10 protein-coding genes are annotated in these 12,290 nt (G+C 72.7%); 4 read left to right on the top strand and 6 right to left on the bottom strand.

What is annotated here, in order from left to right; translation table 11 throughout:
• Positions 1-69 precede the first annotated feature (69 nt).
• The 6 genes from ACIBN2_RS21850 to ACIBN2_RS21825 are packed head-to-tail and all read right to left on the bottom strand — an operon-like array spanning position 70 to position 5,628.
• Positions 70-1,380 (bottom strand): cytochrome P450, encoded by a 1,311-nt coding sequence (locus ACIBN2_RS21850; RefSeq protein WP_399136363.1) that lies wholly within the window; start codon positions 1,378-1,380, stop codon positions 70-72.
• Complete coding sequence (locus ACIBN2_RS21845; protein WP_399136361.1) at positions 1,377-2,606, bottom strand: cytochrome P450; 1,230 nt, start codon at positions 2,604-2,606, stop codon at positions 1,377-1,379. The genes ACIBN2_RS21850 and ACIBN2_RS21845 overlap by 4 nt, the downstream gene beginning before the upstream one ends.
• Positions 2,603-3,223, bottom strand: coding sequence for a GTP-binding protein (locus ACIBN2_RS21840; RefSeq protein WP_399136359.1), 621 nt, complete (start codon positions 3,221-3,223; stop codon positions 2,603-2,605). The genes ACIBN2_RS21845 and ACIBN2_RS21840 overlap by 4 nt, the downstream gene beginning before the upstream one ends.
• A complete protein-coding gene (locus ACIBN2_RS21835) occupies positions 3,204-3,551 on the bottom strand; it encodes a DUF742 domain-containing protein (protein WP_399136357.1) in 348 nt (115 codons plus the stop codon). Before ACIBN2_RS21835 ends, ACIBN2_RS21840 begins: the two co-directional genes overlap by 20 nt.
• Complete coding sequence (locus ACIBN2_RS21830; RefSeq protein WP_399136356.1) at positions 3,548-3,955, bottom strand: roadblock/LC7 domain-containing protein; 408 nt, start codon at positions 3,953-3,955, stop codon at positions 3,548-3,550. Before ACIBN2_RS21830 ends, ACIBN2_RS21835 begins: the two co-directional genes overlap by 4 nt.
• Positions 3,952-5,628, bottom strand: a complete 1,677-nt coding sequence (locus ACIBN2_RS21825) for an ATP-binding protein (RefSeq protein WP_399136354.1) — start codon at positions 5,626-5,628, stop codon at positions 3,952-3,954. The genes ACIBN2_RS21830 and ACIBN2_RS21825 overlap by 4 nt, the downstream gene beginning before the upstream one ends.
• A 260-nt stretch (positions 5,629-5,888) precedes the next feature.
• Between ACIBN2_RS21825 and ACIBN2_RS21820 the strand changes: the two genes are divergently transcribed.
• The 4 genes from ACIBN2_RS21820 to ACIBN2_RS21805 all read left to right on the top strand — a co-directional run bounded on the left by ACIBN2_RS21820 (position 5,889) and on the right by ACIBN2_RS21805 (position 12,287).
• Entirely contained in the window at positions 5,889-8,759 is a 2,871-nt protein-coding gene (locus ACIBN2_RS21820; protein WP_399136352.1) for an FAD-binding and (Fe-S)-binding domain-containing protein, read from the top strand.
• 252 nt (positions 8,760-9,011) lie between these two features.
• Positions 9,012-9,146 (top strand): hypothetical protein, encoded by a 135-nt coding sequence (locus ACIBN2_RS21815; protein WP_399136350.1) that lies wholly within the window; start codon positions 9,012-9,014, stop codon positions 9,144-9,146.
• Between the two features lie 81 nt (positions 9,147-9,227).
• Complete coding sequence (locus ACIBN2_RS21810; protein WP_399136348.1) at positions 9,228-11,213, top strand: ABC transporter ATP-binding protein; 1,986 nt, start codon at positions 9,228-9,230, stop codon at positions 11,211-11,213.
• Positions 11,214-11,351: 138 nt separating this feature from the next.
• Positions 11,352-12,287, top strand: a complete 936-nt coding sequence (locus tag ACIBN2_RS21805) for an EamA family transporter (RefSeq protein ID WP_399136346.1) — start codon at positions 11,352-11,354, stop codon at positions 12,285-12,287.
• The last annotated feature ends 3 nt before the right edge of the window (positions 12,288-12,290 follow it).

Below are 12,290 nucleotides of genomic sequence, written 5' to 3'. Positions count from 1 at the left end.
CGTCGGTGAAACCCGCCGGAAACGTGTCCGTCGGATGAGACGACTCCTCCGGCCCGTGGATCTGTGCGATCAGCTCGGCGGCGACAGCCGTACCGGCAGCTCGAACAGGTCGTTCTGCGTCACCACCGGCTTGTGGCGGAGCTCGGCCGCCGGGACCGCGAGGTCCAGGCCGGGGAAGCGGGCGTAGAGGGCCGGGAGGGCCACGCCGGCCTCCAGCCGGGACAGTGCCGCGCCGGGGCAGACGTGGGGGCCGTGGCCGAAGCTGATGTGGCGGTTGGCCGAGGTGCGGGTGATGTCGAAGTCGCCGGCCGTCGGGCCGTGGGCCTGCTCGTCGCGGCCGATCGCGGCGTACGAGACGATCAGCGCGTCGCCCGCGGGCAGCACCTTGTCGCCGACCTGGACGTCCTCGGTGGCGAAGCGGATCAGGACGTGCGAGGTGGGGGTGGAGTGCCGGAGCGTCTCCTCGATCACCGACGACCAGTCCGCCTCGCCGGACAGCACGAGCGTTCGCTGGTCCGGATGGAGTGACAGGTTGAGCACGGCGTTGACGATGAGGGAGATCGTCGTCTCGTGGCCCGCCGCGACCATCAGCTGGAGCGTGGAGACGATCTCCTGGTCGGTGAGGTGGTCGCCGTCCTCCGAGGCGAGGATCAGCGCGGAGGTGAGGTCGTCGCCGGGCTCGGCGCGCTTGGCGGCGACCGTGTCGGCCATGATGCCCGCGAGTTCGGTGAGCGTGGCGAGGACCTCGGCCGGCGGGGTCTGCGTGGAGAAGAACTTCTCGAACAGCTCCTTCAGCCGGGGCAGCCGCGCCTCCTCGATGCCCATCAGGTCGGCGATGACGTACATGGGCAGGGGGTAGGCGAAGGCCGCCTTGAGGTCCACGACGGTGCCCGCGTCCGCGGGCAGCCGGTCCAGCAGGCCCTCGGTCAGCTCGGTGATCCGCTCCCGCATCCGCTCCACCCGGCGCGGGGTGAGCGCCTGCGCGACCAGCGTCCGCATCCGGCGGTGGTCGGCGCCGTCCACGGTGAGCATGGAGCGGCCCGGGTTGGCGAGCCCGATCAGCGGCCAGTCGGCGGGTATCTCGCCGCGCCGCCAGGCACCCCAGACCTCGATGTCCTTCACCAGCCGCGGATCGGTGAGGAGTTGCTTCGCCTCGGCGTGGTGGGTGACGGCCCAGACGGGCACTCCGCCGGGGAGCTCCACGGCGGCCAGCGGGCCCGCGGCGCGCAGCCTCGTGCTCTCGCCGTCCAGGTCGCCGACGAAGGGGTCGAGCGCGATACGGGTCTCGTCGGCCGTACGGGTCTCGTCGGCTGTACGGGTCTCGTCGGCTGTACGGGTCCGGTCGGTCGTACGGGTCTCTTCGGTGCCGCTCGTCGTCATACGGGGGTGCCTCCCAGGGCCGGGGTCGGGGCGAACCGCACGGGCAGTTCGGTCAGCCCTCGCAGCCAGGGCGAGGGCCGACGCGTCAGGGACCCGGCCGGTACGGCGAGGTCGATGTCGGGCAGGCGGTCCAGTACGACCTCGATGGCGGTGCGCGCGATGACCTCGGCGACCTCCTGCGCCGGGAACGGGCACCGGTGCTCGCCGTGCCCGAAGGAGAAGTGCGCGCTGTTGCCGCCGGTGAGCGCGGAGCCGTCGGTGCGCACCTGGGGGTCGGAGTTGGCGCCCTGGAGGCCGAGCAGCAGCAGGTCGCCGGCGCGGATGCGGCGGCCGCCGAGCTGGGTGTCGCGGGCGGCCCAGCGGCCGGCCACGTTCTGTGTGGGCGTGTCCTCCCACAGGACCTCGTTCATGGCGTCGGCGACGCTGTTGCGGCCGCCGAACAGGGAGGCCGCGAACCGGTCGTCGGTGAGCATCAGCCGCAGGGAGTTGCCGATCCAGTCGGCGGTGGGCTGGTGGCCCGCCGCCATCATCACCATCAGGTCCTGGGCGATCTCCTCCTCGCTGAAGCCGCCCGGGTCGGCGAGCATCCGCGACACCACGTCGTCGGCCGGCGCCGCCCGCCGCTCCGCCAGCAACTGCGCCATGGACGTGGCCAGATGGGTCTGTCCCGCGATCGCCCGCTCGCGCCCGTCGATCATGTCGTTGAGCGCCGTCACCAGGCCCGGGCCCTGCTCGTCCGGGAAGCCGAAGAGGCGGGCCAGGACGCGCACGGGCAGCAGCATGGCGTAGTCGGCGACGACGTCCGCCTCGCCGCGGGTGCTGAACGCGTCGACCAGCTCGTCGGCGAACTTCTCGGCGTAGCCGCGCAGTTCGAAGGGGCTGACCGCTTCCAGCGCGCCGCTGATCATCGAGGCGCGCTCACGGTGGCGTTCCCCGACCGTGTAGAGGATCGAGGGCTGCCTGCGGCCGATCATCGGCAGCAGGGGCCAGTCGTCGGGGATGCGGTCCCACTGGTTCCACAGGTCGGAGTCCCGGCTGAACAGCACGGGATCGCCGGTGACCTGGTGCAGCTCGCGGTAGCCGAGCACCAGCCAGGCCGGTACGCCGCCGTCCAGCACGACCGGGGTGACGGCACCGTGCTCGCGCCGCATCTCCCGGTACAGCTGCGCGGGTTCGGTCTGGAACCTGGGTCCGCCGAGCGGTACGGGGGCGGTGGGGGCGGTCACAGTGCCAACTCCTGTGGGGGGCGGTGGTTTTGGGCCGCGTGCCGGTTGGCGACGTGTTCCACCAGCGTGATCAGGACCTGCTTGCCGGAGGCGCGGGAACGGGCGTCGCAGTCGAGCAGCGGCACCTGCGGGTCGAGGTCGAGCGCCTCGCGGATCTGCTGCGGGGCGTAGGCCGGGCCGCCGAAGTCGTTGCAGGCCACGATGAACGGCGTGCCGTGGTGTTCCAGCCGGTCGATGGCGTACCAGGAGTCGTCGATACGGCGGGTGTCGACCAGCACGACCGCGCCGAGCGTGCCGGAGAACAGGCGGTCCCAGAGGAACCAGAAGCGCTCCTGGCCCGGCGCGCCGAAGAGGTACAGCACGTTGCGGGCGTCGAGCGTGATGCGGCCGAAGTCGAAGGCGACGGTGGTGGCCTTCTTCTCGCGCACCTCGCTGATGTCGTCGACGTGCTCGCCCGCCCGGGTCATCGTCTCCTCCGTGTTGAGGGGGCGGATCTCGCTGACCGAGCGGATGAGGGTCGTCTTGCCGGCGCCGAAGCCGCCTACGACCACGATCTTCAGGCCGTTCTCGGCCGTGACGTGCAGCGGGATACGCGCGTCAGAGGTTGCGGAGTCCAACGAGCACCTGTTCCAGGACGTCGGGATCGGGGACGGCGGCCTTGCGCGGGTGGCGGGCGCTGACGCGGCCCGCCGCGAGGAGGTCGGCGAGCAGAATCTTGGTGATGCTCACGGGGAGCTTCAGCTCGGCCGCCAACTCGACCACAGCCGTCGGGAGTTGGGTGAGCCGCAGGATAGCCGCGTGTTCCGACTGCATGCCGGGCGCCGGATCGCACTCGGCGACCACCAGGGTCACCAGGTCGAAGGGGCTGTCGGGCGCGGAGCGGGCGCGGCCTTGGGTGAGGGTGTAGAGGCGGTCGGGTGAGTCGTCCCTGCCGGGGCGGCTCATGAGGTCCGGGGCTGCGCGGTCAGATGGGCGCCGAGCTGTTCCACCAGCTCGCTCATGTTGTGACCGACGAGCCCGGCGTCGGCGTCCTCCGTGGTCACCACGGCCAGGTGCGCGCCTTCGCCCGCCTCCACGATGAACAGCACCCCTCCGTAGAACTCGGTCATCGCCGAGCGCACGCCTCCGGTGCCGTCTCCGAACTCCACCGAGGCGCCGTGCGACAGCGACTGGATTCCGGCGGCGATCGCGGCGAGCTGGTCGGCCTGGTCGACGGTGAGCTCCGGTGTCCGGCACAGCTTGAGGCCGTCCCGGGACAGCACGAGCGCGTGCCGCGCGCCCGGCGTGCGCTCCAGGAGGCCCTCGATGAGCCAGGTGAGCTTCGCGTCGGCGGTGGTCGTGCCGGTCATGACGTGGAGTTGCCTTCCGGGTCCGGGTGCGGGTGAGGGGTGGCTGACGATGCGGCCGCGGGTGCGGCGGTGTCCTCGTCCGGCGCCGGTACGCCCTGGTCGGACAGGGAGCCGCGCACGGCCCGGCGGAAGCTGCTGAAACGGGCGGCACGGCTGAGGGGGTCGTCCAGGGGGACGGGCGCGGGACCCGGCCCGGTGATGCCGGAATCGGCCGCACGCGCGCGTACGCGCTCCCGCTCCCGCTCGGCCTCGGCGAGCGCGCGGCCCCGGCGGCGCTTGGGCAGGCCCGAGGCGGGCGCGTCGCCGCCCGGGCCGGCGGACTCGTGGTGGTGGGCGCGGACGTGGTCGGCCTCGGGATCGGCGCCGGTGTCCTGGTGCGGCGTGGTGTGCCGGGGCTCGTACGACCTCCGCGGGTGCTCGTCGACCGGCTCCGGGCGCCTGTCGGCCGGTTCCGGATGCGCGGGCGCGGGCGCCGGCTCCGGGCGGTCGGCCCGTGGCTCCGGGAGGGGGAGCGCGTCCTGGGGCTGCGGGGCGTACTGCTCCGGTACGAGGATGTCCTGCGGGACGAGCACGAGGACGCCGGTGCCGCCGCGCGCGGACGGGCGGAAGGACACCTTGAGGCCGTACTTGCGGGCGAGCCGGCCGACGACCGCGAGGCCGAGCCGGGTGCCCGTGAGACCGCCCAGCCCCGCCTCGTCGCCGGAGACCGCCTGTTCGGCGCGGCGCAGCTGCACCTCGCCCATGACCAGGCCGCTGTCCTCGACGGACACGATGACGCCGGCCGGGACCTCCTCGACGTAGACGTGCACCTCGGCGGTCGGCGGCGAGAAGTTCGCGGCGTTGTCGAGGAGTTCGGCGAGCGCGTGCATGACGCCCTCGGCGGCGTGCCCGGCGACGGCGGCCTCGCTGGCGGAGTGCACGCGCACGCGCTGGTAGCCGCCGATGCGGCCCATCGCGCCGCGCAGGATCGACTCCATCGAGATGGGGCGCGCCCAGCGGCGGCCGGAGCGGGCGCCGGCGAGGACGGCGACGGAGTCGGCGAGCCGGCCCGCCTGCGCGGTGCGGTGGTCGAGGTGGAGCAGGTCGGCGAGGACGTCCTCGTCCTCGTGCCGCTCCTCCATGGCGCGCAGGTCGGCGAGCATGCCGGTGGCCAGCGCCTGCATGCGGCCCGCCGCGTTGGCGGTGGCGGAGACCGCGGCGGCGCGTTCATGGCCGGCCCGGCGGGCCTGCTCGGCCAGGCGGGCGTTCTCGGCGGTGAGGCGGGCGCGGTCCTGCTCGAACGCCGCGGTCAGCCGCACCCGTTCCTGGGTGAGCTCCGCCACGTGGCGGGCCCGCTCGTGGGTCAGTTCCTCGGTCAGGCGCACCCGCTCCTGGTCGAACTGCGCGCTCTGCCGGATCCGGTCCTGCAGCAGCCGGCCGGCGTCCTGGGTGACCTCCTCCAGGCGGCGGCGGGCGATCCGGGCCCGCTGGAGCGCGTACACGGCGAGCGCGACGGCGGCGCACAGCAGCAGCGCGCCCGTGCCGGCGCCGAGCGCGAGCGGGGCGCGGTCCCGTTCGGGGACGCGGGCGACCGCGCCGGCGACCGCGAGCGCGGCCAGGAGGGCCGTGAGCAGCGGGGCGGGTGCGACGGTGCGGAAGGTGGGGCGTTCGCCGGGCACGTGGGGGGCGGTCATGAATCGGGTCCTCGGTAGGGGCCTCGGTCGTCCTTGATCGGGTTCCGCTGTCGTTCCTGGAGAGAGCTGTCGTTCCAGGGAAATAGCTGTCGTTCCTGCGTGCGAAGCGACACCTGTTGCCCAACTGACGGTCACTATATGGGAGTTCGTGATCGAATTGGGAAGGTTCTGGATCCGTTCACGGGTTTCGGCGGGGACGCGGCGAGACGCCTGTGGACAGAGGCATCGTGACTGTCGGTCGCCGGATGCATGCTGGGAGCATGACGGATCTCCAGGCCGAACTGCGCAGGGCCGTCCGTGGTGACGTCGGCTTCGACGTCACCTCCCGGGCGCTGGTCACGATGGACGCCTCCAACTACCGGCGGGTTCCGCTGGGGGTGGTGGCGCCCAGGGACGCCGACGACGTGGCGGCCGTGCTGGCGGTGTGCCGGGAGCGCAGGGTGCCGGTCGTGGCGCGGGGCGGCGGCACGTCGATCGCCGGGCAGGCCACCGGCACCGGTGTGGTGCTGGACTTCACCCGTCACATGAACCGGCTGCTGTCGGTCGACCCGCAGGCGCGTACGGCCGTCGTACAGCCGGGGCTCGTCCTCGACCGGCTCCAGGAGGCCGCCGCGCCGCACGGGCTGCGGTTCGGACCCGACCCGTCCACGCACAGCCGGTGCACGCTGGGCGGGATGATCGGCAACAACTCGTGCGGTTCGCACTCGGTGGCCTGGGGGACCACGGCGGACAGCGTGCGGGAGCTGGACGTGGTCACCGCGCGCGGGGAGCGGCTGCGGCTCGGGCGGGAGTGGGCCGGCGCGCCCGAGGGCCTGCGGGCCCTGGTGGAAGGGGAGTTGGCGCGGCTGCGGACAGGTTTCCCGGAGCTGCCCCGCCGTATCTCCGGGTACGCGCTGGACGCACTGCTCCCGGAGAAGGGCGCCGACGTCGCCCGTTCCTTCTGCGGCAGCGAGGGCACGCTGGGCGTGCTGACCGAGGCGGTCGTACGGCTCGTGGAGGCACCGCGCGCGCGTGCGCTGGCGGTGCTCGCGTACGCCGACGAGAGCGCGGCGGCCCATGCCGCGGCGGGACTTCTGGAGCACGGGCCGCTCACGGTGGAGGGGATGGCGGCCGACCTGGTGCCTTCCACGGCCTCCCTGCCGCGGGGCGGGGCCTGGCTGTTCGTGGAGACGGGAGGGGAGTCGCAGGCGGAGGCACGCGCACGTGCGGAGGCGATCGTACGGGCCGCCGACGTCCTGGACTCGCTGATCGTCACCGATCCCGCCGGGCAGCGGGCGCTGTGGCGGATCCGGGAGGACGCGAGCGGTACGGCGACCCGGATGCCGGACGGCAGCGAGGCATGGCCGGGCTGGGAGGACTGCGCGGTGCCGCCCGCCCGACTCGGCGCCTATCTGCGGGACTTCCGGAAGCTGCTGACCTCCCACGGACTGCGCGGCACTCCGTACGGGCACTTCGGGGACGGCTGCATCCACGTCCGCATCGACTTCGACCTGCTGACCGAGGCGGGCGTCGGCCGCTTCCGCCGCTTCTCCGAGGAACTGGCCGAACTGGTCGCCGCACACGGCGGTTCGCTGTCCGGGGAGCACGGCGACGGGCAGGCGCGGGCCGAACTGCTGCCCAAGATGTACGGCCCCGAGCTGGTCGCCCTCTTCGAGCGCGCCAAGGGGGTCTGGGACCCGGACGACCTCCTCAACCCCGGGATGCTGGTGCGCCCTTCGCCTCTGGACACCAACCTGCGCTTCTCCGTGCTGCCCCGGAAGCCGGTCGAGGTGGCCTTCGGCTACCCCGCCGACGGCGGCGACTTCTCGGCGGCGGTGCGGCGCTGCGTCGGGGTCGCGAAGTGCCGTACGGCACCGGCGGCCGGCTCGTCCGTGATGTGCCCGTCCTTCCGGGCGACCGGCGAGGAGGAGCACTCCACGCGCGGGCGGGCCCGCCTGCTGCACGAGATGCTCGCCGGTGAGCTGGTGACCGACGGCTGGCGGTCCACCGAGGTGCGGGACGCGCTGGATCTGTGCCTGTCCTGCAAGGGGTGCCGCTCCGACTGCCCGGTCGAGGTCGACATGGCCACGTACAAGGCGGAGTTCCTGCACCACCACTACGAGGGCCGGCGCCGCCCGGCCGCCCACCACAGCATGGGACGGCTGCCGGTGTGGCTGCGCTGGGTGGCCCGTACGCGCACCGCGCGGGTCGTCAACACCCTCGCCTCCGTACGGCCGTTGGCGTCGCTCGCCAAACGGCTCGGCGGGATCGCGCCCGAGCGGCGCATCCCGCGGGTGGCGGCGGAGACGTTCGGGCGGTGGTGGATCCGACGGCACGGCGGGTCGGCCGACGGGCGTGACCTGGTGATCCTTTGGCCGGACACCTTCACCGAGCACCTCTCGCCGTCCGTGGGGCGCGCGGCCGTACGGGTGCTGGAGGCGGCCGGGCTGCGGGTGGCGGTCCCGCCCACCGTGCACCTCGCGAAGGCGCCTGTGGGCGACGGCCGGACGGTCGCCCTCGATCCGCTGTCCCTGCTGCGAGGGCGCGGGCGGGTGTGCTGCGGCCTGACGTACGTCTCGACGGGCCAGCTGGACCGCGCCCGCAAAGTCATGCGCCGCACGCTGGACCTGATGGAACCGGTCCTGGAGACCGACGCCCCGGTGGTCGTCCTGGAGCCGAGCTGCGCCGCAGCCCTGCGCACCGATCTGCCCGAGCTCCTGGCCGGCGACCCGCGCGCGGCCCGGCTCGCCGCCTCGGTCCTGACCTTCGCCGAGGCGCTGGAGCGGTACGCCCCGGGCTGGGTGCCGCCGTCCGTGAACCGCCCGGCCACCGGCCAGACCCACTGCCACCAGCACGCCGTCCTCGGCGACGCCGCCGACCGCCGGCTGCGCGAAGCGGCCGGTCTCACCGGGGAGCTGGCGGGCGGCTGCTGCGGACTCGCGGGCAACTTCGGCTTCGAGAAGGGGCATTACGAGGTGTCGAAGGCATGCGCGGAGGACCAGTTGCTGCCCGCGGTCCGGGGCGCGGCGGACGGGACGGTCGTCCTCGCGGACGGCTTCTCCTGCCGGACCCAGCTGGAGCAGCTGGCCGGCGTGCGCGGACGGCATCTGGCGGAGGTGCTGGCGGCGGCGCTGGACGACGGGGTTTCATAAGCCGGCTCTCAGCTTCATAAGAGAACTCTCAGCTTCGGCGGGGGCCGCTCAGGAATCTCCAAGGTATTCACAGCCGCTGTTTGCCGTTACCCGGCCGACTTTGCCGTTCCTTGAGATGTGTGGCGTGTAGGTTCTTCGTTGTCGGGCGGCGGAAGATCCCGGATGACGATCCGGAAAGAAATCCCGTCCGTATCCGCGGTATTTGCAGAGAATTCTCGCCCCTCCAGCAATGCACGATCCCAAGGAGTCGGAATGAGCCTCAAGAAGCTTGCCCCGCTGCCCCCCAAGCCCAGGTCGAAGCAGCTTCCCCCGCCGCCGAAGCCGAAGCCGAAGAAGAAGCACCCCAAGCCGCCGGTGCCGAAGCCCATCCCCGGCGACGACAACTGATGAGCCAGAGGGCCGACGTCCACGCCGTCGGCCCTCTTCGCTTCATCGAATTCAGGAATTTACGGGGCGGAGGGCTGTGAAATGAATACGGAAGTGGACGAGGAACTCGAGTATGAGGAACTCGAATACGAGGACACTCCCACCATTCCCGCCCGCATCGCTTTCCGTCGTTTCTGGCCGCTGACCAGAGGTCTGAGGAAATGGCTCCTGGCCGTCTGGGCGTGCACCGTGCTCGCCGCGCTCGCCGAGACCGAGGCCATCCTGGTCTTCGGCGACCTCACCGACAACGCCCTGCAGAAGGGATCGCTCGCCGCGTTCTGGACCCCGGCCGCGAAGTGGCTGGGGGTGGCGGTCGTCGGCGCGGTCGTCGCGTACGCCGGCAACTCGCTCGCCGCCTGGGTCACCGAGCGCTTCGTGATGAGACTGCGCGAGCATGTCTTCGACCACGTACAGCAGTTGCCGCCGCACTTCTTCCAAGGCCACCGCCAGGGCGACCTGTTGTCCCGTCTGACCGGCGACGTGGAAGCCATCGAGACCATGGTCGTCTCCGGCCTGGTCGGCGCCGCGTCGGCCGCCTTCTCCGCCGTCTTCTACGCGGCCGCCGCCTTCTGGCTGCGCTGGGACCTGGCCGCCGCCACCTTCGTCCTCGCGCCGCTGTTCTGGCTGGCGGCCCGCCGTTTCTCGGGCTCCATCAAGGACGTGTCCCGGGAGGGCCGCGTCGCGGACGGCGCCATCACCTCCGTGGTCGAGGAGTCGCTGTCCAACATCGTGCTCACCCAGGCGTACGACCGCCGGGACGCCGAGCGCCGGCGGCTGCACGAGGAGGCGACCGCCTGGTTCCGCGCCTCGGTCCGCTCCACCCGCCTCAACGAGGCGTACGAGCAGCTCGTGCAGGTCATCGAGACGGTGTGCGTGCTCGCGGTGATCGGCATCGGCGCCTGGGAGATCTCCACCGGCCGTATGACCCTCGGCCAGCTCCTCGCCTTCGCCGCCTTCCTCGGCTACCTCTACCCGCCGGTGCGCGGCCTGGCGCAGCTCGGTCTCACGGTCACCGCGGCGACGGCGGGCGCGGAGCGGCTGATCGAGATCCTGGACGCCGAGCCGTCCGTCACCGACCCGCGCCACGACACCGGAGCCGGTCGCCCCGACGGCACCGTCGAGATGCGGGGCGTCTCCTTCAGCTACCCCGGCGCCGACACCGTCGCCCTGCGGGACCTGTCCTTCACGGTCGCCCCCGGCGAGCTGGTGATCGTCACCGGCCCGAGCGGCGCGGGCAAGTCGACGGTCTCCAAGCTGCTGCTCCGCTTCTACGACCCGGACGCGGGAGAGGTGCTGCTCGACGGCGTCCCCCTGCGCGACTTCCCGCTGGCCCGGCTGCGCGAGTACGTCACCCTGCTCCCGCAGGAGACGCTCGTCCTGCACGACACCGTCCGCGCCAACATCGCCTGCGGCCGCCCCGGCGCCAGCGAGCAGGCCATCGAGGAGGCGGCGCGGGCGGCCGACGCGCACGACTTCATCGTCCGGCTCCCGGAGGGCTACGACACCAGGGTCGACCCCAACTCGGCGCGTCTGTCCGGCGGTCAGCTCCAGCGCCTCGCGATCGCCCGCGCGATCCTGCGCGACGCGCCCGTGCTGGTGCTCGACGAGCCGACGACCGGCCTCGACGCCATGGCCGCCCGCCGGGTGGTCAAGCCGCTGCGCCGCCTGATGGCTGGCCGTACGACGATCATGATCACCCACGACCTCAACCTCGCCCCGGACGCCGACCGCATCCTGGTCGTCGACCGCGGCCGGATCGTGGAGACGGGCCGCCACGAGGAGCTGCTCGCATGGGGCGGGGCGTACGCCCGGCTGCACCGCTCGCAGAACAACGCGGTGCTGGACACGGCGGAGCTGAAGCTGCCGCTGTCGGCGGAGCAGCCGACGTACGCGTACGAGGGATACGGGGCCTGGCAGGCGCCGGCGCAGACGCCGACAGAGACCTACGAGCCCTACGGTTCGTGGCCCGCCGTCCTCCCCGACGGGCGTCCCCTCTTCCGGGACGAGGAGCCCTGGCCCGGCAACTGAGCCGTCGTCCGGGTCGCCGTCCGAGTCCATGATGCGGGACAGTGGCAAAACAGGTTCACACGCCTGACCGAGTCCATTACCCTGGACTTGACAGTGCACCCTGATGCACGAACCTCGAGCCGAGCACCTGGACCGCCCGTGACCACGCCCAGTAACACCACCACGTCCTCGCCCTCCGCGGTGCACCCTTCCGGCACCCCGGGTCGCGGGGGCTCCCTCGGTCCGGTCGGGCTGGTGCTCGGGGCCGGGTTCTCGGTGCAGTTCGGTGCGGCGCTGGCGGTGAGCCTGATGCCGCGGGCCGGGGCGCTCGGCGTCGTCACCCTGCGGTTGATCGCGGCGGCCGTCGTCCTGCTGGTGGTGTGCCGGCCGCGTCTGCGCGGCCACTCGCGCGCCGACTGGGGAACCGTCGTCGTCTTCGGCGTCGCGATGGGCGCGATGAACGGCCTCTTCTACCAGGCGGTCGACCGCATCCCGCTCGGTGCCGCGGTCACCCTGGAGGTCCTCGGCCCGCTCGCGCTCTCCGTCCTCGCCTCCCGCCGCGCGCTCAACGCGGTCTGGGCCGCGCTCGCGCTGGGCGGTGTCGTTCTCCTCAGCGGCGGCGGGGGCTTCGGTGGCCTCGACCCGGTCGGCGTCGCCTTCGCGCTGGGGGCGGGCGCCATGTGGGCGACCTACATCATCTTCAGCGCGCGTACGGGCCGGCGGTTCCCGCAGGCCGACGGGCTCGCGCTGGCCATGGCGGTCGGAGCGCTGCTGATGCTGCCGCTGGGGGTCGCGGAATCGGGCTCCAAGCTCGCCGATCCGACGACGATCGCCCTGGGCTCGTCGGTCGCGATCCTCTCCTCCGTCCTGCCGTACACCTTCGAACTGCTCGCGCTGCGCAGCCTCCCCGCCTCCACCTTCGCGATCATGATGAGCCTGGAACCCGCCCTCGCCGCGACCGCGGGCTTCCTGATCCTCGGCCAGGCCCTGTCCGCCGTGCAGGCGGCCGCGATCGCCATGGTCATCGCGGCGAGCATGGGCGCGGTGCGGACGCAGGTGGGGCGCCGCAAGGTGCCGATTCCTCCGGAGGTCTGACCG

It is taken from the genome of Streptomyces sp. NPDC050534, assembly GCF_044457745.1.
In the GTDB taxonomy this organism is placed as follows: Bacteria; Actinomycetota; Actinomycetes; order Streptomycetales; family Streptomycetaceae; genus Streptomyces.
This window is presented reverse-complemented; position numbering and strand designations above follow the sequence as displayed.

Coding starts and splice junctions, on each gene's coding strand:
- ACIBN2_RS21850 (WP_399136363.1), bottom strand. CDS start 1,380: ATGACGACGAGCGGCACCGAAGAGACCCGTACGACCGACCGGACCCGT.
- ACIBN2_RS21835 (WP_399136357.1), bottom strand. CDS start 3,551: ATGAGCCGCCCCGGCAGGGACGACTCACCCGACCGCCTCTACACCCTC.
- ACIBN2_RS21830 (WP_399136356.1), bottom strand. CDS start 3,955: ATGACCGGCACGACCACCGCCGACGCGAAGCTCACCTGGCTCATCGAG.
- ACIBN2_RS21825 (WP_399136354.1), bottom strand. CDS start 5,628: ATGACCGCCCCCCACGTGCCCGGCGAACGCCCCACCTTCCGCACCGTC.
- ACIBN2_RS21820 (WP_399136352.1), top strand. CDS start 5,889: ATGACGGATCTCCAGGCCGAACTGCGCAGGGCCGTCCGTGGTGACGTC.
- ACIBN2_RS21815 (WP_399136350.1), top strand. CDS start 9,012: ATGAGCCTCAAGAAGCTTGCCCCGCTGCCCCCCAAGCCCAGGTCGAAG.
- ACIBN2_RS21810 (WP_399136348.1), top strand. CDS start 9,228: ATGAATACGGAAGTGGACGAGGAACTCGAGTATGAGGAACTCGAATAC.